Raw genomic sequence first — 25834 nt, 5'->3', positions numbered from 1 at the left:
CGGCGGCCCGGGCGACCTCGACGACGAGACCCCGTTCTAAACGGATCGAGTAGGCGCCGACCTTCAGGGTCAGACGGCATGGACAAGTTTCAGGCAGAAAATCAGCAGAGATGGAACGAACTGGCGGAGGTGCACTATACTTCCGCCAGCAGTGACTATGGCGTCGATGACTTTTTGAATGGCCCTGAAAGGAAGCGCGACCTTCACAAAACTGAACTGGAGGAGCTCGGTTCCGTCAAAGGCCTCGATATCCTGCATCTGCAATGTCATTTCGGTATGGACACGCTGCTGTTGGCTCGCATGGGCGCGAAGAGCGTTACCGGTCTCGACTTCTCGCCTGTGGCAATCAGGCAGGCACGGGAGCTGGCGGACCGGGCTGGCATCGCTGCAGCCTTTATCGAAGGCAATGTCTATGACGCTCCGGATCTGATCCATGGCACATACGATCTGGTCTACGTCTCCTGGGGCACAATTTGCTGGCTACCCGATATCGACGCATGGGCGCGGGTCGTCGCTCATTTCGTGAAACCAGGCGGACGGTTTTATTTCCTGGACCAGCATCCGGTGACTCTCAGTTTCGACGATTACGCGCCAGCCCCGCACGCGCCGGTCTACGATTATTTTCATAAGCCAGAGCCGATCGCGTTCAACCAGGCGGATTCCTATGCGGATGAAAAGGCGGTTCTCAAGACGAAGCGCAGCTACGAGTGGACCCATCCGGTCGGCGAGGTTGTCACGGCGCTGATCGATGCCGGCCTGAAGATCGAATACCTGCATGAGTTCGATACTGTGGCCTGGAAGGCGTTGGCTTTCATGGAGCCATGCGAGGGCGGTTTGTACCGTTTGCCCGAGGGGATGCCACGCCTACCGCTCAGTTATTCGATATCGGCCCGTAAGCCCTTATAATAGGGCTTGTTGTCAGACATCGAATTCAAGATGGAAATGCTGCGGATGCGGGGTGCCGCCTGAATCGATCTGACCTGCAGCGCCCGGAGCGCGCCGCAGGTTTTTCTGTTTCAGCAATGGTTTCAGGATGGCGGGTATCAGCGCCTTGTTGATGATCGCGCCGAAGCAGGTGTGCATGCCATAGCCCCAGATGATGTAGTCTTTCCAGTCCCGGTCGACGCGGAACGCATTGTTGTTTTTGATGGCATAAGGATCGAATGTCGCGGAGAGCGTTGCGGCGAAAACCAGACTGCCTTTCTTGACCTTAGCCTGTCGCAACGTTGAACGCCCGACCACGGTATCGCGGGTAGCGCGACGATAGATCACCGGATTATGCGGCCTGAAACGCAGGGCCTCCCAGATATATTGGGCCATCAAAGCGTCATCGTCCGCCAAAGCCGCCTCGTGCGCTCCCTTTAGGGAAGCTGGGCGGTCGAGCAACTCGTCCATGGCGATGCAGCTGGCTTTGGATATGGTCGGAATAGCCCCGATCAGAAGTCCGAGGATATTGTTTCGTATCCCCAGATCGTCCATGCCGGGTGTTTCTGCGCTTTGCAGCGCGAGGCAACGGTTGAGCAGGTCTTCTGCCTCGACCGGGTGAGCCTTGCGCGCGGCGATGGTCTGATCGAGATAGGCGCGCATTTGGTCAGCGTGATCCATTGCCTTGGCATCGAAGGTTGGATCGGCTGCAAGATCCTCGAACAGGTACCAGAACAGGATCGTAGTCCAGTCCTGCATCGTGGCCGCGTCAGGACCGCCGGTACCGAAATAACGGTCTGTCATATCCCAGGGCACTTGAAGGGTCAGTCCCGGCGGCAAGTCGATCTTGCCGCCGCTTGCGGAGACAAGCTCCTCTGCCAAGGCGGCACCGCGTGGCAGAACAATTTCCGCCACATCTGTATCGCGCATCGCCAGATGCATCGCGGATGTATCCCGCGTGTAATCCCAGCCCGGCTGCATGCCGAGGAAGAAATTCCGTCCCGCGGTCAGTTTCCGCATCCGGGTGCCATAGACGACCTCGAAATCTGCGTTGCGGTTCAGAACATCGAGGCAGTCATCATGTCTGGTAACCACGGCGGTGCCGTCATTCTCATATGCCTTTACGAACTGGCGGCTGAGCGCGAGATTCGGCCAGAGAACACGGAGCAGGGAGAATGCGCGCCGCTGGTTCACGGCTTCAGCAAAAGCAGCGGCGAGATTCTTCGACAATCCGCCACCCTTGAATAGCGCACCAAACCCGACACCAATAAGCGCAGTCAGGGCCGCTATCGCCTGCCCCCAGGAGACGAGAAGCAACCAGACCGACATCAAAAAATTCACGGCGAGACTCATCCGTCCCTCCCAAAAGGTCAGGTCGGGTCGACGATGCCCATGGCAATCATGCGCAGGGCAGTCATCGACGGAATGAAGAAATAGTCGCCCCCGCGGCATTCGACGAAAGTCTTGAGTTTGCTCATCACATAAGGCGGCTTGCCCGATGCCGGGTCGGAGGGGATCGTGTGCCGTTTGTGATGGCTGTGATCTCCCAGCATGGGGCAGGTATTATTGCCCTGATGAAAGTCCAACCCGTATTGAATCCACTGCTGCTGAACGAATTCGAACTGCCGGAACAAGCTGCAGCCGACAATCATCATGGCGACACCCTGTTCGGTCTCGTCGGACCTGCTGTTCAGGTCTGCGGGTCCGTACGGGAGGCCGCGCCGTAGAACGCGGCGCCGTTTGTTGAGCTGGCTCGTCGCATTTTTGTTGGCGTATGGCTTCTTCGTCGCGGGATAGGTGCCCACCTTGTTCAGAGGGTCCAGATAATCCCGTGTGTTCATGCGCCTGAGGTGGGCGCCGGCCGGGCATTTAAATCCCTCCATATCGTCGGCATACCGGAAATCCCGTGCTTCCGGTGAGCCGACATAATCCAGTTGATTCTTCCAGGCCTTAATGGGGTCGGGATCGTTGAAGCCTTGTTTTTCCCTGAATTCCTGCCATTCCCTGTAAGTGGGAACCTTGGCAAGCGGAACACCGTCGGTCCAGCGCCCGCACATCTTTCCCCGTAAGGTTTCCTGTGCCTCCTCCAGCGGAACGCCCATCTCCGAGGCATAGCGCGCGGCTTCCTCGTTCAGAACATTGTCGAAGGTCGCAACATTCTCGTGCAGCTTGCGGAAGGCCATGAAAGTACCGTTGTTCATGAATTCCGGCGGCATCGCGGTCGGCGGCAATTCCTGACTCTCGTCGGGGTGCCCCAGGAGAAACTCGCCGGTGGCAATGGGCATCCAGGTCCCGTCGACGAGCTTTCCCCGTCCAATCACGGCCTGTCCCATCTCTTCGTCACGGTACTGCCCCTCGAAAACTGGATCGCCGATGCCGTCCGCAAACCCCAGGTGCTCCTTCGGCGTCGGAAGTTTGGTGCCGCCGATATCCTCGAACACGGCCGAGGCGGCCTGATAGTTCTGTTTACCGTCCTGGCCAATTCCCGAAAGGATGCGTACGCCGCCATTGGACTCGTTGCAGAGCGTTTGCAGCCAGTCCGTCGTTTGTTCCAGCGCATCGACAGGCTCCGTGGTGCCCTGGGTTTTCAGCTGAGCGTTCAGCGAAATCCAGATATGGACGTTTTCGGCTTCCAAGCCGCTCGAGCGGTTGCGCTGCCAGATAGGGTCCCAGTGGCTGTCCCAGTTGGTGTCGTCTTCTGCGGGCTTTGTGTTGTCACGATCTCCAAGGATGAAAGCCCGGGCCTTCATCCCCTCAATGAAGGTATCCGGCATGCCCTGCAATGTGCGTGTCGGGATCTCAAGCTTCAGCAGTCCCATGAAGGTAAAGCCGATATTCACGGTGCAGTCCGGTTTGGTCGCATTCTCCGGCCAGCGCGCCGCCGTCGTCACCTTCTGGCGAACTGCATCGACGAATTTCCGTCCTTCCACCGGGCTTGCGATGTTCAGGAAAAAATATCGGGCGAATGGAAAGGAGTACCGACCGTAGGCACGTGGCACATTGCCCTGAATGTCTGCGAGATCAAGCATTTGTGTCATGGCCTGCATCCAACTTCATTAATTGCATCAGATCCCTACAGAGACCGGATCACACCGGGCTCCTGGGTCGGGCCAGCTCTGTCGGCGGGCCTGTTTTCTTTAAGGAAGGCTCCGAAATCCGCATGGAGCTTGTCGGGAGATACGCCTTGATGATCGATGAAGAAATCGGTGAATTTCTGCTGCATGTAGAGCGCTTTTAAAACCGAGGGGAGATCGTCGTACTTCCCGGGACTCAGAGGCTTTTCACCATTCTTGATCGCATGGCGGACCGCGAGAAAGGCAAGGAGCAAGGTGAGAGTCAGGGCAATGATCGTCGTCCAGAGCGTGCTCCATCCCAGCATTGGAACCGTCAGCACGCCGAAGATCCGCATAACCAGGGAGACGACCGCGACAATGGCCGGGATGGCCACAGCTGCGATAAGCGGCTTCACAGCCAGATTATGGAACTTGGGCAGCTCCAGATAATAATCGTGGAACGGCATTGTCGTCTCGACGTGACATTTATCGAGATAGGCAGCGAACTTGTCCGCCGTATCGACATTCTCGAAGCCGACGCAATTGCTGTAGATTGCCCGCAGCTCGGTTTCCATCGTCTGCCAGAGCTCGCGTGCATAGGCGGCGCGTACTTCCTTTTGCGCCTCTGGGCTAAGTGTGGTCGGCAAGGGATCGCCATCCTTCGTTATGGCGTCGATATCGGCGCAGAAAACCAGGAAAGGCGATTTCAGGCTGTCTACCTTTTGCGGGTCGATCGGATCGTCGTCGGATATCGTAGCGGCAATCGCGTTTTCCCCGATCCGGCCGTTATAGACCACGTCGTTCAGCACAAACATGCGTGCGAGATGGTTACGCTTGTTCTTCGAGAAAGGGCTGTTTTTCCCGTCTTTCTGCGATGCGGGGGACTGAATTGCCGTCGGGAGGCTGGCGAGGGCGATCCGCGCATTCTGCTCGAATGACGTGGGTGACTTGTCGTTCGCCGTGTAATTTTTTATAGGCGCCAGCGTCGTCAGAAATATGTGGCCGGTGTCCAGATCTGGCATTCGGAATGTCCTTTCTGACGCCGTCGATAAAACCTTGGTGGCTCTGCCTAATGATTGCGGACGTAGCGCGCCCGGTTGATGTCCGCGCGCTCTGTTGCAAGGCTGGCGACAGGGCCGTATCCGGGGTCGCCAAACCCAGCCTGGATTTCGAGGCAGGCCGCTTGGTATGTCTTCTGGAAATCCGCCGGGCTTTGCGTTGCGTGTGCCTGCTCCAGCTTCAGCAAGGCATCGTAGATGAGCAGGCTTGTCTTGATGTCGCGCTGCGCCGACCCTGGGGTGGCGTTGTAGTAATAGTCCGTGCCGATCTGGTTATGGGTGATGTAGTCCTTGAAAGGGGTCACCGGAATGGACAGCGGATATTTAGTCGCCGAATACCAGAACAGGTTGAGGCCGCTCGGAATACCGTCCGAGAACGCGTCGATATACTGGTCCCATGTTCCGTTAAAATTTGAACAGAAAAGCATGTAATCATTCGCTAATTTTTGTTTTCCTTGTCCCAGGTCGGGCCAGTCGCCAGGCTTGATGATGACCCATCTGGCAAAATGGATAAGGGACAGGCCCAGCAATCCCATCAGGTTTTCCGGAAGGCCTCGTGCGGCCATGAACAAAAGACGGTTTATCCAGGTGATTTTTGGATTGCTCGGCGTCACGACATTCATCGCATACGCTTTTCCGGCTATATTTGTCATCGACAGGTCCGGCTAAATGAGATGCATTTCCAACGAATTCGAGTTTACGAGTTTAGGTTGTATTTGCAATATTTATATTCCCCTCTCTGTAGCGGAGGTGATTCGGGAAGCACCATTGGCGTGCAGGGGCTGGGAGGTATTCCTGATGGGAGTCTGGGGGTAGGCGGCGAACGATTTCGCGAAGGGAATCAAATTACCGCCGCAAACCACTGTAATCATTAAGCAATTCAGTTGAAAAAAAACGCCGTAAAGATTGTTCCTTCGTTACCGTTCTGTTATAAATTCAGGGACTTCTGAAGGTCCTGGCGGAGGGCCGACGACTAAACAAGGCCACCGCCGTTGACAGGGACGTAACCAACCGGAAATCGCGTGAATTGACCTCATCCGAATCCTCCTCATTCGACATTTCGCCTGTCTCAATCGAAGACGAAATGAAGCGCTCCTATCTCGATTACGCGATGAGCGTGATCGTCTCGCGGGCGCTCCCCGATGTGCGTGACGGCCTGAAGCCGGTTCACCGCCGGATTCTCTATGCCATGAAGGAGGGCGGATACGACTGGTCCAAGCCCTACCGTAAATCGGCGAACATCGTCGGTGCGGTCATGGGGCAGTATCACCCGCACGGCGACAGCGCGATCTACGATGCCATGGTCCGTATGGCGCAGGATTTCTCCATGCGCCTGCCACTGGTCGATGGCCAGGGCAACTTTGGCTCGATGGATGGCGATCCGGCTGCGGCCATGCGATATACAGAAGCACGCCTCGCGAAATCGGCCGAAGGCCTGCTCCGTGATATCGACAAGGATACGGTCGACTACGTTGCCAACTATGATGAGACGACGACCGAACCCAGTGTCCTGCCTGCCGAATATCCGAACCTTCTGGTAAACGGCGCCGGCGGTATCGCTGTCGGCATGGCTACGAACATCCCGCCACACAATCTGGGTGAGGTGATCGACGCCTGCTGCGCCTATGTGGACAATCCGGGCATCACCATTGACGAGCTGATCGAGATCGTTCCGGGACCGGATTTCCCGACCGGGGCCATGATTCTCGGCAAGAACGGCATCCGCGATGCCTATCACACCGGGCGCGGCTCGGTGATGATGCGCTCCAAGGCGGATATCCAGGAAATCCGCAAAGACCGTCACGCCATCGTCGTCAGCGAGATTCCCTATCAGGTAAACAAGTCCCGCCTGATGGAGCGTATCGCCGAGCTTGTGCGCGAGAAAACCATCGAAGGCATCGCCGAGCTGCGGGACGAGAGCGACCGGGACGGCGTGCGCGTCGTTGTCGAACTCAAGCGTGACGCAGTGCCGGACGTGGTGTTGAGCCAGCTTTACCGGTTCACCCCGCTGCAGACGAGCTTCGGCGTCAACATGCTGGCGCTGAATGGCGGCAAGCCGGAACAGATGAACCTGCGTGACGTCATCGTCGCCTTCATCGCTTTCCGCGAGGTCGTGATTACCCGTCGAACCCGATTCCTGCTGCGCAAGGCGCGGGATCGGGCGCACGTTTTGGCTGGCCTGCTGGTTGCTGTGAACAATATCGACGAAGTGATTCGGGTCATCCGGGGTTCCCGCGATGCGGCCGACGCCCGTGAAAAGCTGATGGGCCGGGATTGGCCCGCGGAAGATGTCGAGGAATTCATCGGCATCATCGACGATCCGGGGCACAGGGTTGTGGACGGAAAATACCGTCTCTCCGACGCCCAAGTCCGGGCCATTCTGGAATTGCGCCTGCAGCGCCTGACCGGGATGGAACGCGACAAACTGATCGAGGAGACCAAGGAGCTCGCGTCCAAGATCGCTGAGTATCTGGAAATCCTGCAGTCGCGTCCACGGATGATGGAAGTGCTGCGTGCCGAACTGGTCGCGGCCAAGGAAGCCTACGCCACGCCGCGCCGGACGGAACTTGTCGATGCCGAGTTCGAGCACGACATGGAAGACCTGATCCAACGCGAGGACATGGTCGTTACGGTCAGCCATAACGGCTACATCAAGCGCGTACCGCTTTCGACCTACCGGGCCCAGAAGCGTGGCGGCAAGGGCCGCTCCGGCATGGCCACGCGGGACGAGGATTTCGTCAGCCGCCTGTTCGTTGCCAACACCCACACGCCAATTCTGTTCTTCACGTCGCGCGGCATGGTCTACCAGATGAAGACCTACCGCTTGCCGATCGGCACGCCGCAGTCCCGCGGCAAGGCGCTGGTCAACCTGCTGCCGCTTGAGCAGGGCGAGTGGATCCAGACCATCATGCCGATGCCGGCGGAAGAGGAAGAATGGGCGGACATGCACATCATGTTCGCGACCTCTGCCGGCACCGTCCGCCGTAACTCACTGTCCGATTTCACCAACATCAAGCGCAATGGCAAGATTGCGATGCGTCTGGATGAGAACGACCGCCTGATCAATGTGCAGCCGTGCATGGAAGCGGACGACGTTTTCCTCACCACGCGCGACGGTAAGGCGATTCGCTTCCGGGCGACCGATGTCCGGCTGTTCCGCGGTCGCGATTCGCTCGGTGTGCGCGGTATCCGGCTGGGAGCGGGCGACGAGGTGGTCTCCATGTCGATCCTGCACCATGTCGATTATCAGGACATTCCGGGCTCCGACGAGCTTGAGCGCGATGTGTACCTGAAGCTCGCCGGGCAGATGCGCCGGGCGACGGGAGAGGGCGACGAGGAAACCGATTCTCCGGCGACCGGTTCCCTTACTCCGGAACGATTCGCACAGCTCGGAGCGGAAGAGGAATTCATTCTCACCCTCACTGAGAGCGGGCTCGGCAAGCGGACATCCGCCCACGAATACCGGATTACCAATCGGGGTGGGCAGGGGATTGCGAATATGGAGCTCACCAAGCGCAGTGGCGGTGTCGTCGCGGCGTTCCCGGTGGCCGACAATGATCAGATCATGCTTGTGACCGACGGCGGACAGGTGATTCGCTGTGCGGTCGGTGAAATCAGCATCACTGGGCGCAGAACCCAGGGTGTCTGGATCTTCCGCGTCGATGAAGGCGAGAAAGTCGTATCCGTGGGCCTGGCCGGCGATGAAAACGGAGACGATGTGGAAGGTGAGGAAGAAATAGGCAGCGACGAAGGCGGCAACGGAGACACCGCCGAGAGCTAACGGGGGACTTGGAGACATGAGGATTGGGGTATATCCGGGCACGTTCGATCCGATTACGAACGGGCATCTGGACATCATCAGGCGTGGCTGCAAACTGGTCGACAAACTGATCGTTGCCGTTGCCCGCAATGCTGGCAAAGGCCCGCTATTCAGCCTGGATGAACGGGTTGAGATGGTGCAGGACGAAATCGATAAACTGAACACCTCCCATAAGGCGGACGGCATTCATGGCGAAATTGTCGTGATGTCATTCGGCAACCTTCTGATGCATTTCGTCGAGCAGAACGATGCGGCGACGATCATACGTGGCCTGCGTGCTGTTTCGGATTTCGAGTATGAATTCCAGATGGTTGGCATGAATGCCCGACTGAATGCGGATGTGGAAACAGTGTTCCTGATGGCCTCCGATCGCAACCAGTTCATCTCGTCGCGCCTGGTCAAGGAAATCGCGAATATGGGCGGTGCTATCGACCAATTCGTGCCTGAGCGTGTCGTTGCCCGGGTTCAGGACAAGTTCCAATAAGCCGACGAAAAAAACTTTCCGGAAGAGGTTGACCGGACCGCGCTGTTTGCATAGGTTCCGGCTTCCTTTCGGGGGGCGCGTAGCTCAGCTGGTAGAGCATCTGACTTTTAATCAGACGGTCACAGGTTCGAACCCTGTCGCGCTCACCATCCCTCCGAACATATGATCGTCTCAGCATTTCGTTTCCGAACGTTGAGCAGCAATCACACCGTCGATGTCATTCGATTGAATGATCAGTCTGACGCGCGTTTTTTCATCCGCGTTTATGTTTCGTCAGAATCCTCGGAGTTTCCGGTGACGTTCACACCGGGAATGCCTCGTCAGATCTGACGAAGTGTCTGTTGTGTGAAACTTATAAAATTAAAATGGTTAGATTATTAAATAAAATGCCTAATATTTTAACGAACCCAAAAAACAAGCCATTCGACTTGAAATTTCGACCTTACTCTCAGAGAATCAGCCCCAATTGTACTTGCAAAGCCCCAGATCAAAGCAAATCTAACTTGCTAAGCTTTGTGTAACCATCAGATAGCGTATATTAGAACCGTCACAGCAACCGGAAAGCGCCGCGGCGGCGATCTGAACTAGAAGGACGATAGTGTGGGGTTTTTTGACTTCCTCAGTGTCAAGGCCAAGAACAAAAAGCCGGTCAGGCCGACCAAGGCTCAAGGCATCAAGAGTGTCAAAGCCAAGGGGAAACTTGAGTCCTGCGGTATCGTCAAAATCGACAGTTTCAGCTTTGTCGTGAAGGACTACAATCTGAAGGGCTTCATCATTGAACCCTACGACAAGGATATACTGGTCAAAAGCCAGCGCTTCCGCTTCGAGATCGATGTCTCGAAAGGCAATCACAAGATGAAAGGTTCTGCGGAAGCGGTCGTCACCAAGATTGCAGGTAACGCTCTGGCCGCCGCATTCACGATCAAGCCATACGATCACTAGAGAACAGACAACCTGTTTCTGGTATGTTTCTTACAGTTCGGTTTAGGCAAACATCGGCGAATCAGCCAGGGCGTCGTTGCCGGCAGGGAGGTCTGTCATGGATGAACGTAAGAAGCTGCTCCTGATGATGCGGGAGATCCGCAAGAAGATCGATCCCCGAGTGCTGGAACAGGCCCGTCAGGCGGCACTTGCCCAGATGGGGCAGCAGCCTGAACCGGAACCTCCGCGTGACAATGAAGCATCCCGGCTCTTCAAGCTCGCACGTGAGGATAACGGCGCACGCAAGAGCGAAATCCTTGCCTATCTCGAGAAGAAGTTCCGCAACAAGCTGAACTAGGTGGTGCCCGCCGCTCTTCGCTCTATGGCCTGAGCCAAATTCTCATATTCAGTGACATCATTGTAGATTTGCGCCGAGATCCGGCACCAGAGACCGCCGGCCATGTAGCGGATCGGGACCTGAATTCTGTCGTGATCGACCAGATCCGCCCGCAAAGTGTCCGCATCCTGTTGACTGTCTCCAAGACCATCCGGGAGGCGTATCGTCGCCATCGATCCTGTCAGCGCCTGTCCTGAGCCGCGTTCAGTGTTCCATGCGGCAGCCAGCAGGTCAGCCGCCCGATTGGCGAGTTCCGTATTGTACCGCCGGATATTATCCGTCCCGTAAGCATCCATGAACGAGAGTGCGGCAGGCAGGGAGAGTTGCGCCGAGGCATCACGGGTCCCAACCCAGTCAAACTCGTCTATGTAGCCGTCTGAATAGCCGTGAGAGATCACCAGGGGGTGCGTGCTCGCCCTGTGCTCCGGCGCGGTCCACAGAAAGGCACACCCTTTCGCGGCGAACATCCATTTATGGCAATTCCCCGTGTACCAGTCGCAGTCGAGCGAGGAGATGTCGAGTGAGAGCATGCCGGGCGCATGCGCACCGTCGATCAGGACGAGCGCACCGGCTTCTCGCGCGGCCTTTGCCATCTCCGCCACAGGCAGGACAAGCGCTGTCGGCGAGGTCACATGATCGAGAATTACCAGAGCTGGGGCTGGATTAAGCGCGGCTTTGAACCGCAGCAGAATGTCGTCCGTGTCCGAACCGGGGAAAGGCAGGGAGAGTGCCCGCACCTTGGCGCCACAGCGGGACGCGACATAATCGGCCGTATTGCGCACTGCCGGATAGGTCTGGTCCGTCACCAGAATGTCGGAGCCTGGAGCGAGGCCGAGCCCTCGAAGCACGGCATTCACCGCGCCGGTCGCATTCTCGACCATCGCGATACCGTCAGCATCGGCTCCGATACGCGGGGCGAGGGCGGCAGCAGCCGCACGCAGACCAGGCCGGAACTCCCTATCCATGAACCGGCTCGGTTCCCGTTCCAGACGATCCTGCCAGACCCGTTGGTCGGCGAGCACGGAAACCGGCGTGGCGCCGTACGAGCCATGGTTCAAATGCGTGTAATCGCGTTCCAGCGCAAAGGCTGCCCGAACAGGGGAACCGAAAGCCGGAATGTCATTATTGCCGCGCGCCGCCGGGACCTGCATGGTCATCTCCATAAATTGAAGACTGAGAGTGCCACGGGCGGAAACGGAAGCGGAACAGAATGTTTGAGGGATTTGAGCGGAAGCAGATCGTGACATCCGGAACGGAGATCAATCTGGTGGTCGGCGGACGTGGGCCGGGCCTGCTGTTACTGCATGGATACCCTCAGACACATGTGATCTGGCACAAGGTTGCGCCAATTCTGGCTGAGAAGTTCACCGTGGTGGCAACGGACCTGCGCGGCTATGGAGACAGTGGAAAACCGGAGACCGATTCGGCGCATACAGCGTATTCCAAACGGGAAATGGCGCTGGATCAGGCAGAAGTCATGTCCACGCTCGGAATCGAGGAGTTTTCTGTTGTCGGGCATGATCGCGGTGCACGCGTCGGCCATCGGCTGGCCCGGGATCACCGGGATCGTGTGACCCGGCTCTGCACACTCGATATCTGTCCGACACTGGATATGTACGAGACGACCGACATGGCCTTTGCCGCAGCCTACTATCACTGGTTCTTCCTGATCCAGCCTGCCGACTATCCGGAGCGGATGATAGGACAGGACCCGGCTTTCTACCTGGAAAAGAAGTTGAAGTTTCTGGCCGATGGCTCCGCCATCACGCCGGAGGCCATGGCGGAATACCAGCGCTGTTTCGCAATGCCCGAAACCATTCATGCCACCTGCGAGGATTACCGGGCCGCGGCCACTATCGATCTGGACCATGACCGCGCGGACCGCGACCGGTTGCTTGATATTCCGATCCACGCGCTGTGGGGTGAGAAGGGGATTATAGGCCGATTCTATGAGCCGCTCTCTGTCTGGCAGCGTTATACGACGGCTCTGGTCACCGGTAGCTCTGTACCCTCGGGACACTATATCCCGGAAGAGGTTCCGGACAGGCTGATCACGGAACTGAACAGCTTTCTCGGCGGTTAAGTGAACCGTTTGCGTCGCGGCGCTTCGTCCCTATATGGTCAAACTAGGGGCATCGAGCATCAGGCAGTATTCAAATGACCAAGGACAATAACCCGGGCGTCGTCCGGCCAACATTTTTCGGCCGTATGCGTGCCTATATGTTTGCCGGAATCCTGGTGACGGCGCCTATTGGAATCACGCTTTATCTGACCTGGGTTATCGTCGATTTCATCGATAATCAGGTGATGCCGCTGATCCCGCAGCAATACAATCCGGAGAACTTCCTGCCGTTCTCCGTTCCCGGCATCGGCCTTATCGTCATGCTGGTTTCCCTGACCCTGATCGGCTGGCTGACGGCCGGTATTCTGGGGCGCTGGATGATCCGGTTTAGCGAGCATTTGCTGGCCCGCATGCCAGTGGTTCGCAATGTCTACAGCGCCATTAAACAGATCATGGAAACCGTTATGGCGCAGCAGTCGAGCGCCTTCCGGGAAGTGGTTCTGATCGAATATCCACGGCGTGGCATATGGGCCGTCGGCTTTATCACCGGCGGCACGGTTGGCGAAGTGCAGAACGTGACCGACGATACGATGGTCAATGTCTTCCTGCCGACGACGCCGAACCCGACATCCGGTTTCCTGCTGTTTCTGCCGAACCGGGATGTCTATCGCCTGACGATGACCGTCGAAGAGGGAATCAAGATGGTGATTTCCGCCGGGATCGTCACACCGCCTGACCGCCGGCCATCGTCCGTGCGGGAAAAGCCCGTTATTCATGTCGAGAAGGCAGAGTAACAAGCGCCTCTGACCACCTGAAAATATGGATAAAAAATGCAACGTAGACTTGTTTCTTCGGGGTCTTATCTCGAGCCGATTATCGGTTTCAGCCGCGCCGTCCGGGTTGGTGATTTCATCTCTGTCGCCGGAACAGCGCCGATTGGTGCCGACGGAAAGACTGATGGAGTTGGGGATGTTTACCGGCAGACCGTGCGCTGCCTCGAAATCGTCCGTAAAGCCATTGAGGATGCCGGTGGTTCGATCGAGGACGTCATCCGGACACGCATTCTGGTGACGGACGCAAAAACCTGGAAAGAGGCGGCCCGGGCGCACGGGGAGGTCTTCTCGGACATTCGCCCGGCAACTACCGTTATGGAAGTCCCCGGTTTCGTCGACCCGGACTGGCTCGTTGAGATCGAGGCCGAAGCGATCTGCACGCCAAAAAATTAGCCGCCTCGTAGGTAGCGGATTGCCGCATCCCGTTCGAACAGATAGAGCAGGACGCGCAGGGCCTCTCCGCGCTCGCCCTTGAGATCGGGATCGTTGGTCAGCACCAGCCGGGCATCATCGCGCGCAACGGTCAGCAGATCGTTGTGCGCGGCGAGATCGGCGAGACGGAAAGTCGGCAGACCACTCTGCTTGGTCCCGAGTATTTCCCCGGCTCCGCGCAGTTTCAGATCTTCCTCCGCAATACGGAATCCGTCTTCTGTCTCGCGCATCACGGCGAGCCGGGCCCTTCCGGTTTCTGAGATAGGTGAGCCGAACAGCAGCAGGCAGGTAGACGCCGCGCTGCCCCGTCCGACCCGGCCGCGCAACTGGTGCAGCTGGGCCAGTCCGAACCGCTCGGCGTGTTCGATCACGATAACCGTTGCATCAGGAACGTCGACACCGACCTCGATCACCGTTGTCGCGACCAGAATGTCCAGCGGGCCGTTCTTGAAACGGTCCATCACGGCGTCCTTGTCAGCCGCTTTCATCTTGCCGTGGACGAGACCGACGCGGCCCGGATAGAGCCGGTCCAGGTGCTGGAACCGTTCCTCGGCGGCCGCAACATCGATTTTTTCGGACTCCTCGACCAGCGGGCAGACCCAATAGGCCTTTGCACCGGAGGCAGCCTTGCGTCCAACGGCCTCGGCAACCTCGGAAAGCCGTCCGATCGGGATCGTCCGGGTGTCGATTGGCTGGCGCCCCGGCGGTTTCTCCGTAAGCCGCGAGACGTCGAGATCGCCATAGGCCGTCATGGTCAGCGTCCGCGGGATCGGCGTCGCCGTCATCACCAGCGTATCAACGGCATGCCCCTTTTCACCGAGGCTCATCCGCTGATGGACCCCAAAGCGGTGCTGCTCGTCGATCACCGCCAGGGCCAGATCCTTGAATGCCACGCTTTCCTGGAAAAGCGCATGGGTACCGACGGCAAGATGGACCGTGCCTTCGGCAATCTCGGCGAGGAGCTGCTCACGGGCCTTGCCCTTGTCCCGGCCAGTCAGCACGGCGATCCGCAGGCCCGCCGCCTCCGCGAGCGGCTGCATCGAGGTAAAATGCTGCCGCGCGAGGATTTCCGTCGGTGCCATCAGGGCTGCCTGCCTGCCACATTCCACCGCATTCAGCATAGCCAGCAGCGCGACGACCGTCTTGCCGCTGCCGACATCGCCCTGGATCATCCGCAGCATCCGCTCCGGGGATGCCATATCCCGGTAGATATCTGTCAGCGCCGTTGCCTGCGCGCCTGTGAGCTTGAAAGGCAGGGCCTCCTGGGCGAGGCGGCGCAGCTCTCCATCTCCTTCGACGGCACGTCCTTTCTGACGCTTCTGATGGGCCCTGACCAAAGCCAGCGCGAGCTGGTTAGCCAGCAATTCGTCATATGCGAGACGGCGCCGTGGCTGGGCTTGCGGATCGATATCCTCCAGCGAGCCGGGTGCGTGCGCTGCCAGTAACGCCTCACGCCAAGCCGGCAACTGCTGGACCGCGAGATACGGCTTGTTGCCCCATTCGGGCAATTCAGGCACGCCTGCGAGCCCTGCCGTGATTGCCTTTCTCAATGTCTTCTGGGTCAGCCCCCCGGTCAGTGGATAGGTCGGCTCCACTTGCATGATTGTGTCAGCATCCTCTTCCGCAACCATATGATCCGGATGGGTCATCTGGAGACGGCCGTTGAAATGCTCTACCTTGCCGCTGACCACGCGACGGCTGCCGATGGGCAGCATCTGCGCCACATAATCGGGCTTTGCGTTGAAGAAGACGATATCGAGCTGACCGCTCTCGTCCTCCGCGAGCACCCGATAGGGCTGTTTGCGGCTGCGTCCCGGCCGGTGCTCGACCACGGTGACGTGCAGGGTGGCAATCACATCGTCCGGCGCCTCGGCAATGCGCGGATTAAAGCGGCGGTCTATGATTCCACTCGGCAGGTGCCAAAGCAGATCCACGACCGCTTTCCCGGCCAGCGTCTCCAGCAATTTAGCGATACGCGGACCGACGCCGGGAAGGCGGGTCGTATCGGCAAAAAGGGAATAGAGAATTTCCGGTCGCAATTTTCTCGCCGATGCTATTAAGGGCGCGGCTCGTCGCCGCTGGCCGTTTTCCCGGGGGCTGACATGCCAAGAGTTCGATTTATATCCTAGCGCAACGCGTTGACAAACAAGGAGTGCGCCGTATGACCGGTCTCGATGATAGGCGTAAGAAGCTGATCTATCGCAGCGCCTATACCGGCACCAAGGAAACCGACCTGCTGCTCGGCGCCTTTGCCCGAACCCATATTGCGGATCTTGATGAAGAAGGGCTCGACACGTATGAAACCCTTCTCGAAATTCCCGATCCGCGGCTCTACAAGTGGATTACCGGCCAGGAAGAAGCGCCGGAGGAATATGAAACTCCCATCCTCGACATGATCCGCAACTTCAAACTCGTTGAATAGTCTATTGATTTACAACAAATCTGCCCTCTCGAAGGCGGGATCTGCCGCTTTTTCATCCGTGCCAGAAGGCCACGACGCGCGTGTCCTGCTCGAGATTGCCGCGGCCCATGGTGGTGTTCTGCATGTGGCGCGGGACGACTCGCGCCTGGCCGTTCTCCGCCAGTCGCTTGGCTTTTTCGCGCCGGAACAGACGGTACTGAGCCTGCCCGCCTGGGATTGTCTGCCTTATGACCGCGTCTCCCCGCATGGCGACCTGATAAGCCAACGGGTTGAGACACTTGCCCGACTTGCCTCAACGGGCCTTTCCGGCGGTGCCGTAATGCTGACAACGGTGAACGCGCTGTTGCAGCGTCTTCCGCCGCGCAGCTTTTTCACCGATGTGGGGCTCGCCCTGAAGCCCGGTGACAGTAAACCGGTCGAGGATATCTCCCGGTTTTTCGAGGCAAACGGCTACACCCGTGCGGCGACGGTCCGGGAGGCCGGGGAATATGCCGTGCGCGGCGGGATCCTCGATGTCTTCCCGCCCGGCGCGGAAGAACCGCTTCGGCTTGATTTCTTCGGCGACGAGTTGGAAACGATCCGCTCCTTTGACCCGGTCAGTCAGCGCACGACTGGCAAGCTCGATGCCTTCGAGATTTTCCCGGTCGGAGAGTTCCGGCTCGATGAAGAGGGAATCAAACGCTTCCGTTCAGGCTATCGCACCCATTTCGGCGGGGAAATTTCCAAGGACCCGCTCTACGAAGCCATCAGCGAAGGCCGCCGACATGTCGGCATGGAGCACTGGCTTCCGCTGTTCCATGAGGATCTGGAGACCCTGATCGATTACACGGGCGCGGCGCCGGTGACCTTTGATCATCAGGCGGACGCGGCCATGAGCGCGCGCTTCGATCTCATCCAGGAATATTATGAGGCCCGCAAGAGCCTCTATGCCCGGGGCACGCCGGACGGCGGGAGTGTCTACCGGCCATTGCCGCCTGACAGCCTCTATCTCAATGAACGCGACTGGCAGAGTCTCGAAGAAAACCTGCCGAGCGCCCGTTTCACGCCGTTCGACCTGCCGGAAAGCGGTGCCGACGGGGTTACGGTTCTGGATTGCGGCGGACATGGCGGTGTCGGTTTCGCCGAGGCGAGGGCCCGGCCGGATACGGATCTCTATGCCGCCGTGCGCGACCGCATTCTGGGTGAGCCGGAAAGCCGCCGGGTGCTGGTTGCCGGATACACCTCCGGCTCGCGGGACAGGCTGGTTTCCCTGCTGCATGAGCATGGGCTGGAACGGCTGGAGCCGGTCAGCACCTGGAAAGAGGCGCAGAAGCTTCCGAAGGGCACGGCAGGTGCCGTTGTGCTTCCTCTGGAGCAGGGTTTTGCCAGCGACGATCTGCTGTGCATCGCCGAGCAGGATATTCTCGGCGAGAGGCTGGCTCGCCCGTCGATCCGGCGCGGGCGCCGTGGCGAGGAATTCCTGCAGGAAGTCTCCGCTCTGCATGAAGGCGATTACGTGGTCCATGTGGAGCACGGAATTGGCCAGTATGACGGGCTGGAAACCCTGGAGATCGGCGGTGCGCCACATGATTGCCTGCGGTTGCTCTATCTCGGCGGAGACAAGTTGTTCGTGCCGGTCGAGAGCATCGAGGTGTTGTCCCGCTACGGCTCACAGGAATCCGGTGCGCAACTGGATAAACTGGGCGGCGCCGCTTGGCAGGCACGCAAGGCAAGGGTCAAGAAACGCCTGCGCGACATGGCAGAGCAGCTGATTAGGCTCGCCGCGGAGCGTGAGGTTCGTGAGGCCGAGCCGATTGCAACGCCGACCGGCGTCTATGACGAATTCTGCGCCAAGTTCCCCTATACCGAGACAGACGATCAGCTCCGCGCCATCGAAGAGACGCTGGACGATCTGAACAAAGGCCGGCCGATGGATCGGCTGGTCTGCGGCGATGTCGGATTCGGCAAGACCGAGGTGGCGTTGCGTGCCGCCCTGGTTGTTGCGATGCAGGGCTATCAGGTTGCCGTGGTGGTGCCGACGACGCTGCTGGCGCGTCAGCATTTCGCCCAGTTCAAGGAACGCTTCAAGGGCCTGCCGGTCAAAGTGCGCCAACTCTCCCGCATGGTGCCGGCCAAGGAACAGACGGCGGTCAAGGAAGAGCTGGCAAACGGCGATTGCAGCATCGTCGTCGGCACCCACGCCGTGCTGGCGAAAAGCATCAGCTTCTCCAATCTCGGCATGGTCATCGTGGACGAGGAGCAGCATTTCGGCGTTGCCCAGAAAGAACGCCTGAAGGAATTGCGTTCGGCGATCCACGTCCTGACCCTGACCGCAACGCCAATCCCGCGCACTCTGCAGATGGCGCTGAGCGGTGTCAGGCAGATGAGCCTTATCACAACGCCGCCGGTTGACCGGCTGGCTGTACGCACCTTCGTCATGCCTTATGACGGGCTGGTGATCCGTGAAGCCATCATGCGAGAGCATTATCGCGGAGGTCAGACCTTCTATGTCTGCCCGCGCCTCGACGATCTGCCCCGTATGCATGACCGGCTTACACAGTTGGTGCCGGAAGTGCGCATCGCCACGGCGCACGGCCGGATGAGCCCGACCGAGCTTGAGAACGTGATGACCAAGTTCTGCGACGGGGCCTACGACATCCTGCTCAGCACGAACATCGTTGAGTCCGGTCTCGATATCCCGAACGCGAATACGATCATCATTCACCGCTCGGACATGTTCGGCCTCGCCCAGCTCTATCAGCTGCGCGGCCGTGTCGGACGCTCCAAGACACGGGCCTATGCCTATCTGACCACACACCCGACCAAGATCCTGACGGCGGACGCCAAGCGACGGCTCGAGGTCATGCAGACCCTCGACAGTCTTGGAGCCGGGTTCAGCCTGGCCAGCCACGATATGGATATCCGTGGCGCCGGTAATTTGCTGGGCGAGGAGCAGTCGGGGCAGGTGAAGGAAGTCGGCATCGAGCTCTACCAGCACTTGCTGCAGGAAGCGGTGCAGGCAGCGCGGGAAGGCGGCTTCGAGAGCATGGAGCCGGAGGAGCAGTGGACGCCGCAGATCTCTCTCGGCACACCTGTGCTCATTCCGGAAAATTATGTGCACGACCTGACCGTCCGGCTCAGCCTCTACCGGCGCATCGCCAATCTGGTGGACGAGGCGGAGATCGACAGCTTTGCCGCCGAGCTGGCGGACCGGTTCGGCACCCTGCCGCCGGAAGTCGAGAACCTTCTGAAGATCATCGCCATCAAGCAGCTCTGCAAGCTGGCCGGAGTGGAACGGGTGGATGCCGGGCCGAAAGGTGCTGTTCTTACGTTCCGGAACAACGATTTCTCCAATCCGCGCGGCCTCGTTGGTTTCATCGCCAAGCAGGCGGGCAGCGTCCAGCTCCGGCCGGATCACAAGATGGTCTATCGCCGGGCGTGGGAGCAGAAGGATGTGCGCGTACGCGGCCTGACCGGACTGATGCAGGAGCTGGTCTCGATCGCCTCGCAAGGGGAGTGAGGGAAAGCCCTTCCGAGTGAGCACTAACGCTTGATCGGATGGTGCGTTAACCTTCGTGTTTCTATAGCCGCGGAGGCGAGCGCTGATGCTGGATAAACCGTTGCATCTTCCCTGTGGTGCGGTTCTGAAGAACCGTATCGCCAAGGCCGCCATGTCCGACGATCTTGGCGATGGCTGCGGCTCTCCGACTGACGCACAGCAGCGGCTGTACGGGCTTTGGGCCGATGGCGGCACGGCCCTGTCTCTGGTCGGTGAGGTCCAGATAGGTCCCTGGGCGCCGGAAAATTACGGAAATCTCGTACTTAATCCGTTGCGAGAGCCCGGCCGTTTTCGTGCTCTTTCTGATGCGGCAACCGCGAATGGTACTCATTTCTGGGCCCAGCTTGGCCATGCCGGCGCTTTGGCGGCACCAGTCGCCGGACCGGCAAAAGCCCCATCGGCTCTCGATGTGTCCGGTATCCATGCAATCGAAATGACTTCGGAAGAAGTCGAAGCGCTTCCTGCCGCCTACGCAAAAGCGGCGCTTAATGCCAACTCTGCCGGTTTTACCGGCGTTGAAATTCATGCGGCACATGGGTTTCTGCTGAACCAGTTCCTGTCCCCGCTGTTCAATCGCAGAGCTGACCGTTGGGGCGGCAGTCCAGAGCGGCGCGCTGTGTTGTTGCTTGAGATTATCGCCGCGGTGCGCGCGGCCGTTGGTTCCGGCTTTCCTGTCGCGGTCAAGATCAACGCAACCGATCAGCTTGCGGGCGGCATCGAGGAGCCGGAGGCGCTCGATCTCGTCGCGATGCTGGATGAGACTGCCATCGACCTGATCGATATCAGCGGCGGTGCATATTTCCCGGGAGCGGCTGCCGCCAGCGACGGCACGAGGGCTGGACCGTATTTCCTCGACTTCGCCCGAGCGGCACGCGAACGCACGGGCAAGCCGCTGATGACGGCGGGCGGTTTCAAGAAAAAGGCGGAAGCGGAAGAGGCGGTATCGTCAGGTGCCGTTGACATGGTCGGGCTGGCCCGGGCCCTCGCGCTGGATCCGGGTTTGCCTGATAAATGGTTGAGCGAATCCGGAGAAGAAGCGGTTTTTCCACGCTTTTCCTCAACACCGTCTGGTGGCGTCACGGCATGGTATACGCAACGGCTGCATGAATGGGGGAGCAATGGCACGGTAGAGCAGGAGCGCTCAGTCGAAGATGCTCTGGCACAGGTCGAGCGCCGCAAGGCGGCAAATGCTGTACTTTGGCAGAAGCAATTCCAGACAGAACTCTAGGCCGGTCACACTCAACGGTCTTGCGGTGCGATATCCCTGATCCGGGCCACATGGGCGTCTATCTCGGCGCGCGTATATTTGGAATGAACCCGCTTCTCGGATGCTGGATGGTTTTCAAGGCCAAGCATCTTTTCCGGTCGCCAGGCTTTTAGCGGTCGGATTGGACGCGGTACGAAACCGCCTCCGCACGTCGGACAGACATTGAAAAGCACGGTTTCAACGCATTCCACACAGTATGTGCATTCATAGGAACAGATCCGGGCATCGCCCGACTGCGGCGGCAGATCCCGATCGCAAAGCTCGCAATTTGGCCGAAGTTGGAGCATCCTCAGATCCACTTAATACTTTGTCATTTATAACGATCATAATCGCCTGAACCAGACGATATCATGAGTTTGTGCCGATACGATCCGGCCCCTAACCGTAAAGAGGCGACATGCCAGTGATTGAGCGACTGTATTCCCGCCGTGGGTTCCTTGGTGCTTCTGTTCTGTTCGGTGCGACGGTCACCGTGGGTACGGCCAGGGCCCAGACCGACTTATTCGGGACGGCGAAGGGGCTTCTGAATTCCCTGGGCGGCAGCGGTCAGGCCGGATCCGGGCTGGCAGGACTGGATAACGAAACCATCTTCGCCGGTTTGAAGGAGGCGCTCAGCGTCGGCACCGAGAAGATCGTCTCCCAACTCAGCGCAGCAAATGGATATTTCGGCGACAGCGCTGTCCATATCCCGCTCCCGGAAAGTCTGCAGACCGCGCGCAAGTTCCTTGATAAGGCTGGTTTTGGCTCCCTGGCAGACGATCTGGAGTTGCGGATGAACCGGGCGGCCGAAGCCGCAGCACCGGAAGCCGGAGCCATATTCTCCGACGCCATTTCATCGATGAGCCTGGAAGACGTTAAAGCCATCTATGAGGGCCCGGACGATTCCGCCACTCGCTGGTTCCAGCAAAGGACCGGTGACAAGTTGACGGAGCGCTTCACTCCGGTCGTGGAAGCCTCGATGTCGGAAGTCGGTGTGGTGCAGAGCTACGACGCCTTCGTCGGGCAGTATGCGAAGATACCTTTCGTCCCGGATGCCAAGGCTGAATTGTCGACGCACGTTGTCGGCAAGGCGCTGGACGGGCTCTTCCATTACCTCGCGATAGAGGAAAAGGCGATCAGGACAGATCCCGTGGCCCGCTCGACGGATTTGCTGAAGAAGGTCTTCGGCAGTTAAGCCTGATTGGCCACGACGGTGTTTTCGGAGCTATCCATATCGAAGAGCGGGAAGAAGGCTTCCGGCTCTTGCGCGCCGGAAACTGCGTATTGCCGGTTGAAGATGAAACACGGCACGCCGTTGATACCGTTTTCATACGCGAAACGGGTCTCCGCCATCACCTCACTGGTGCCGCCGGTGCTTTCGAGCCATTCGCGGGTATCTTCCGGCTTCATGCCTGACTGTTCAGCCAGTTCCACCAGGTTATCGATCTCACCGATATCGACGCCTTTGGTGAAATAGGCGACGAACATTCTCTCCATCAACGCGTCCGACGTGCCCATGACAGTCGCAAGATTAATCGTGCGATGCGCAAGGACTGTATTCGGCGTGCGCTGGATCAGGTCAAAGCGGAAATCGATACCTTCTCCATCGCCCATGCGCTTGATGTTGTCATAGATCTGCGTTGCCCGATCCGGGCCGCCGAATTTGTTCTCGAGATATGCCTGACGGTCCATGCCCTCGGTCGGCATTTCAGGATTCAGCTGAAACGCCCGCCATTGAATGGTCAGGTTCGGAAGCGGCCGCGCCTTCAATGCCCGTTCAAGACGCCGTTTGCCAATGAAACACCATGGGCAAATTACGTCGGAGAAAATATCGATCTGGGTCATAGTCCGGCTCCAGGGTCTGTTCTGTCTCGGTCTCGTGGTGTCAGCGAGCAACACCATTGTTCCCGTGCTTGACGGTTTATCGAAACGAAGAAACCATGTCAGTTAACGGGGACAGGGAAACATTTGCGGGCGATCATGTCGATCTTTGAAACGGGACTTGAGAGAAATCGGGCAAACTATGCGGCTCTGACGCCATCCGATTTTCTGGAGCGCGCGGGTGCAACATTTCCCGAAAAAGTGGCCATTATTCACGGCGACCTGCGCCGAACGTACGGTGATTTCCTGAACCGGAGCAGACGCTTGGCCGATGCATTGCGCAAGCGCGGCATTGGCCACGGCGATGCCGTTTCCGTTCTGGCGCCCAACACACCGGCCATGCTCGAATCGCACTATGGTATTCCCATGGCCGGAGCAGTCCTGAATGCCATAAATACCCGTCTCGATGCTGCGACCATCTCCTTTATCCTCGGTCACGCCGAGTCAAAGCTGGTGCTGGTGGACAAGGAGTTCGCGCCGGTGATGGAAGAGGCACTGGCGCAGATCGATAATCCGCCGCCGGTGATCTGGATCGACGATGCCTTGGCTGAAGGCGGCAAGCCGCTGGGCGAGAAGGAATACGAAGAGCTACTGGCCGAAGGGGAGCCTGCACCGGACTGGCCGCGCCCCACGGATGAGTGGCAATCCATGTCGCTCAATTACACATCCGGGACTACCGGGAACCCGAAAGGGGTCGTCTATCACCATCGCGGCGCCTATCTGAACGCGATGGGCAACGCCATTGCTTTCGGGCTGACTTCCGGCTGCAACTATCTCTGGACGCTGCCGATGTTTCACTGCAACGGCTGGACATATACCTGGGGGGTGACGGCGGTCGGCGGCACGCATGTCTGCCTGCGCAAGGTCGACCCGGCATTGATCTTCGAGCAGATAGCAGAGCATGGCGTCAGTCATATGTGCGCTGCGCCGATTGTGCTGACCATGCTGATTCACGCTCCGGCGGAGCAGAAGAAAGCGTTTTCCCAGCGAGTGAACATCGCCACTGGCGGTGCAGCGCCGCCGAGCGCGGTCATCTCATCCATGGAGACGATGGGCTTTTCGGTCACCCATCTCTACGGCCTGACCGAAACCTACGGCCCCTCGACGATCTGTGCCTGGCCTCCCGAATGGGATGAGCTGGATCTGGACGCGAAGGCCCAGCGCATGTCCCGGCAAGGCGTCTGGTACCCAACCCTGGAAGGCATGCGGGTAAGCAACCCCGATACCGGCGAGGCTGTGCCGGCGGATGGAGAGACCATCGGAGAGCTCTGCCTGCGCGGCAATACGGTGATGAAGGGGTACCTGAAGAACCCGAAAGCAACGGCGGAAGCGTTGGGCGATGGCTGGTTCCGGACCGGCGATCTCGCGGTTCTTCACCCGGATGGCTATGCCGAGGTCAAGGACCGGTCAAAGGACATCATCATTTCAGGGGGCGAGAACATCTCCTCCCTCGAGGTCGAGGAGGTGCTCTACAAGCATCCTAAAATCATGGAAGCCGCCGTGGTCGCCAAACCTGACGAGAAATGGGGCGAAACGCCTTGTGCCTTCGTCACTCTCGCCCCCGGTGCCGGAGAGGTCGGCGTGGAAGAGGTTACGGCCTGGTGCCGTGAGCATATGGCCTCTTTCAAGGCACCGCGCACCATCATCTTTGGCGACCTGCCCAAAACATCCACCGGCAAGATTCAGAAATTTGTGTTGCGGGATCAGGCGAAAGATCTTTGATCGCAGTCCATTACAGGACGCTGTTCAGGTTTTGAATCTCTCGATCATGTCCGGATCGGGCTCAAAGCCGATACCCGGGCGGTCGGGTACCTGCACCATGCCGCCAGAGGGCAGGGGAATTTCCGGATCCAGATAGCCTTCGGGCTCGATATAGAGATGCTCGAACTGTTCGCAGATCTCGCGCGCGGCCATAAGCTGGATCGTTGCCCAGTAACCGGGACCGAAGTAGGGCGCATGGGGCATCACCGCGGCACCGTATTCCTCTGCGACGTCGCAGACCCTCAGGAACTCGCTGACGCCGCCAACCTTTGTCACGCTCGGTTGCAGATACTTGATGTGCGGCGCTGTGCGGGCGAACTCGACCGAAGTGCAGGCATTCTCGCCACTGGCGATGGCCACGCCATACTCGGCCTGCAGCATTCCCAGAGTTTCCTCATCGTCCGGCGGAAACACCGGCTCCTCGACCCAGTAAAGATCCAGACGCCGCATATGCGGCATGATTTCGTGCGTCTGTTCCATCGACCAGTTGCAGTTCACGTCCGTTGCAAGCTTGGTCTCCAAGCCCGCACCCTGACGGCCGGCCTTGATGGCATCGAGTGAAATCTCGTGCAGTTTGACGGTCTGGTATCCTTCGCCGACGACCTTGGCCGCAAAGGACCGGACAAGTTCAGGGTCCGTGTATCGCATAAGGCTGGCATATGCCGGCAACGCGGTTTTCGGCCTCACCGCCAGCAATCTGGCAAGCGACGCCCTTTCTTGCTTCGCCTCGATATCCCAGAGCGCGATATCAACGGCGGATATGGCGAACATGGTGATGCCATAGCGGCCATGCAGATGCAGGCGCTGCTGCAATTCCGAATTCAGCACGGCGACATCGTCTACCTCCCGGCCGACGAGCAGGGGAGCGACCATGTCCTCGATTGCCGCCGCTGTTGCCCTGCGGCAGGAATAGGCGAAGCCGTCACCCCATCCGACAATGCCGTCTTCCGTTTCTATCCGGACAAGCACGATATCGAGGTGGGTCCATTTCGTCGGCATCAG

At 58.8% G+C, this 25834-nt stretch carries 22 protein-coding genes and 1 tRNA gene; 14 read left to right on the top strand and 9 right to left on the bottom strand.

The genetic code is table 11. From position 1 onward, the window contains the following. Positions 1-78 precede the first annotated feature (78 nt). On the top strand, positions 79-906 hold the full coding sequence (locus IG629_RS04610; RefSeq protein ID WP_193170812.1) for a class I SAM-dependent methyltransferase: 828 nt from the start codon (positions 79-81) through the stop codon (positions 904-906). Positions 907-918: 12 nt separating this feature from the next. Here the strand turns inward: IG629_RS04610 and IG629_RS04605 are convergent, their stop codons facing one another. The 4 genes from IG629_RS04605 to IG629_RS04590 are packed head-to-tail and all read right to left on the bottom strand — an operon-like array spanning position 919 to position 5688. Beyond that, positions 919-2277: a cytochrome P450 gene (locus tag IG629_RS04605; protein WP_193170811.1), complete on the bottom strand. Its 1359-nt coding sequence runs from the start codon at positions 2275-2277 to the stop codon at positions 919-921. Between the two features lie 17 nt (positions 2278-2294). Then, positions 2295-3962, bottom strand: a complete 1668-nt coding sequence (locus IG629_RS04600) for a Dyp-type peroxidase (protein ID WP_193170810.1) — start codon at positions 3960-3962, stop codon at positions 2295-2297. A 35-nt stretch (positions 3963-3997) separates the two neighbouring features. After that, entirely contained in the window at positions 3998-4999 is a 1002-nt protein-coding gene (locus IG629_RS04595; protein ID WP_193170809.1) for a hypothetical protein, read from the bottom strand. A 47-nt stretch (positions 5000-5046) separates the two neighbouring features. After that, positions 5047-5688, bottom strand: a complete 642-nt coding sequence (locus tag IG629_RS04590; RefSeq protein WP_193170808.1) for a hypothetical protein — start codon at positions 5686-5688, stop codon at positions 5047-5049. 374 nt (positions 5689-6062) lie between these two features. Between IG629_RS04590 and gyrA the strand changes: the two genes are divergently transcribed. The 5 genes from gyrA to IG629_RS04565 all read left to right on the top strand — a co-directional run bounded on the left by gyrA (position 6063) and on the right by IG629_RS04565 (position 10618). Then, the gene (gene gyrA, locus IG629_RS04585) at positions 6063-8816 is read left to right on the top strand and encodes a DNA gyrase subunit A (RefSeq protein ID WP_193170807.1); all 2754 of its coding nucleotides are present in this window, start codon (positions 6063-6065) and stop codon (positions 8814-8816) included. A gap of 16 nt (positions 8817-8832) precedes the next feature. Then, positions 8833-9339: a pantetheine-phosphate adenylyltransferase gene (coaD, locus tag IG629_RS04580; protein ID WP_193170806.1), complete on the top strand. Its 507-nt coding sequence runs from the start codon at positions 8833-8835 to the stop codon at positions 9337-9339. A 73-nt stretch (positions 9340-9412) separates the two neighbouring features. After that, positions 9413-9488, top strand: a tRNA-Lys gene (locus IG629_RS04575). A 451-nt stretch (positions 9489-9939) separates the two neighbouring features. Further along, positions 9940-10281, top strand: coding sequence for a hypothetical protein (locus IG629_RS04570; RefSeq protein ID WP_193170805.1), 342 nt, complete (start codon positions 9940-9942; stop codon positions 10279-10281). Positions 10282-10378: 97 nt separating this feature from the next. Then, positions 10379-10618 (top strand): hypothetical protein, encoded by a 240-nt coding sequence (locus IG629_RS04565; RefSeq protein ID WP_193170804.1) that lies wholly within the window; start codon positions 10379-10381, stop codon positions 10616-10618. Here the strand turns inward: IG629_RS04565 and IG629_RS04560 are convergent. Continuing rightward, positions 10615-11808 carry an aminotransferase class V-fold PLP-dependent enzyme gene (locus IG629_RS04560; protein ID WP_193170803.1) on the bottom strand — a complete coding sequence of 398 codons (1194 nt, stop codon included), beginning with the start codon at positions 11806-11808 and terminating at the stop codon, positions 10615-10617. The two genes, IG629_RS04565 and IG629_RS04560, sit on opposite strands and share 4 nt — an antisense overlap. A 59-nt stretch (positions 11809-11867) precedes the next feature. On the opposite strand from IG629_RS04560, the gene IG629_RS04555 reads away from it, so the two are divergent. From IG629_RS04555 to IG629_RS04545, 3 genes are all read left to right on the top strand, one after another. Next, positions 11868-12740: an alpha/beta fold hydrolase gene (locus tag IG629_RS04555; RefSeq protein ID WP_193170802.1), complete on the top strand. Its 873-nt coding sequence runs from the start codon at positions 11868-11870 to the stop codon at positions 12738-12740. Positions 12741-12814: 74 nt separating this feature from the next. Continuing rightward, the gene (locus IG629_RS04550) at positions 12815-13513 is read left to right on the top strand and encodes a DUF502 domain-containing protein (protein ID WP_193170801.1); all 699 of its coding nucleotides are present in this window, start codon (positions 12815-12817) and stop codon (positions 13511-13513) included. Between the two features lie 36 nt (positions 13514-13549). Next, positions 13550-13945, top strand: coding sequence for a RidA family protein (locus IG629_RS04545; RefSeq protein ID WP_193170800.1), 396 nt, complete (start codon positions 13550-13552; stop codon positions 13943-13945). Here the strand turns inward: IG629_RS04545 and recG are convergent. Further along, on the bottom strand, positions 13942-16023 hold the full coding sequence (gene recG, locus IG629_RS04540; RefSeq protein ID WP_193170799.1) for an ATP-dependent DNA helicase RecG: 2082 nt from the start codon (positions 16021-16023) through the stop codon (positions 13942-13944). The genes IG629_RS04545 and recG overlap by 4 nt on opposite strands. 122 nt (positions 16024-16145) lie before the next feature. On the opposite strand from recG, the gene IG629_RS04535 reads away from it, so the two are divergent. From IG629_RS04535 to IG629_RS04525, 3 genes are all read left to right on the top strand, one after another. Next, positions 16146-16406 (top strand): FAD assembly factor SdhE, encoded by a 261-nt coding sequence (locus tag IG629_RS04535; protein ID WP_036553171.1) that lies wholly within the window; start codon positions 16146-16148, stop codon positions 16404-16406. 4 nt (positions 16407-16410) lie between these two features. Further along, positions 16411-19905: a transcription-repair coupling factor gene (mfd, locus tag IG629_RS04530; protein WP_226886456.1), complete on the top strand. Its 3495-nt coding sequence runs from the start codon at positions 16411-16413 to the stop codon at positions 19903-19905. Between the two features lie 85 nt (positions 19906-19990). Next, a complete protein-coding gene (locus IG629_RS04525) occupies positions 19991-21172 on the top strand; it encodes an oxidoreductase (RefSeq protein ID WP_193170798.1) in 1182 nt (393 codons plus the stop codon). A gap of 11 nt (positions 21173-21183) precedes the next feature. Here the strand turns inward: IG629_RS04525 and IG629_RS04520 are convergent, their stop codons facing one another. After that, a complete protein-coding gene (locus IG629_RS04520; protein WP_193170797.1) occupies positions 21184-21498 on the bottom strand; it encodes a DUF1272 domain-containing protein in 315 nt (104 codons plus the stop codon). Between the two features lie 116 nt (positions 21499-21614). On the opposite strand from IG629_RS04520, the gene IG629_RS04515 reads away from it, so the two are divergent. Continuing rightward, positions 21615-22385 carry a DUF4197 domain-containing protein gene (locus tag IG629_RS04515; protein ID WP_193170796.1) on the top strand — a complete coding sequence of 257 codons (771 nt, stop codon included), beginning with the start codon at positions 21615-21617 and terminating at the stop codon, positions 22383-22385. Here the strand turns inward: IG629_RS04515 and IG629_RS04510 are convergent. Next, positions 22382-23035 carry a DsbA family oxidoreductase gene (locus tag IG629_RS04510; protein WP_193170795.1) on the bottom strand — a complete coding sequence of 218 codons (654 nt, stop codon included), beginning with the start codon at positions 23033-23035 and terminating at the stop codon, positions 22382-22384. The genes IG629_RS04515 and IG629_RS04510 overlap by 4 nt on opposite strands. 135 nt (positions 23036-23170) lie before the next feature. On the opposite strand from IG629_RS04510, the gene IG629_RS04505 reads away from it, so the two are divergent. Next, positions 23171-24793 carry an acyl-CoA synthetase gene (locus IG629_RS04505; RefSeq protein WP_193170794.1) on the top strand — a complete coding sequence of 541 codons (1623 nt, stop codon included), beginning with the start codon at positions 23171-23173 and terminating at the stop codon, positions 24791-24793. A 24-nt stretch (positions 24794-24817) separates the two neighbouring features. Here IG629_RS04505 and IG629_RS04500 read toward each other — a convergent pair. Beyond that, positions 24818-25834 (bottom strand): mandelate racemase/muconate lactonizing enzyme family protein (locus tag IG629_RS04500; protein ID WP_193170793.1); only part of this gene is annotated, 1017 nt, incomplete at its 5' end.

This window comes from Nisaea nitritireducens (assembly GCF_014904795.1).
Taxonomy (GTDB): Bacteria; Pseudomonadota; Alphaproteobacteria; order Thalassobaculales; family Thalassobaculaceae; genus Nisaea; species Nisaea nitritireducens.
The sequence above is the reverse complement of the archived record's forward strand: the minus strand, read 5'-3'. Positions and strand labels throughout refer to the sequence as shown.